We start from the raw sequence: 300 nt of genomic DNA on the forward strand, positions 1-300 counted from the left end.
GTGAGCGTTCTCGCGTAGGGTAAAACGCCACTCAAGGCCATCGTCGGATACCTCCCAGGCACTGGCTAGACCAGGAGCAAGTTTGCCCTGGTTGTCGGTGGTTACCAGATTTTCCGCCACCCGCATACGGCTAAACACATACCCTGATGTGGATGTGTCAGCGCTTTTAATTTCCCATGGCGCAGCAATATCCAGGCTGCGATCCGCCGCCCAGGTATTAAACGACGCCAGAATGGCCAGACACGCAGCAGAAGAACGTTTCATAAGATACTCCTTATTAATCATTAAGTTTATCTTATA

The 300-nt window shown here is 50.7% G+C and carries 1 pseudogene; it reads right to left on the reverse strand.

Annotated elements, in window-relative coordinates:
• Positions 1-264 (reverse strand): annotated as a pseudogene (locus A6R74_RS00745) (ABC transporter substrate-binding protein); the annotation flags it as partial.
• Between the last annotated feature and the right edge of the window lie 36 nt (positions 265-300).

Origin of the sequence: Halomonas sp. ALS9 (assembly GCF_001651035.1) — a bacterium.
GTDB lineage: Bacteria > Pseudomonadota > Gammaproteobacteria > Pseudomonadales > Halomonadaceae > Vreelandella.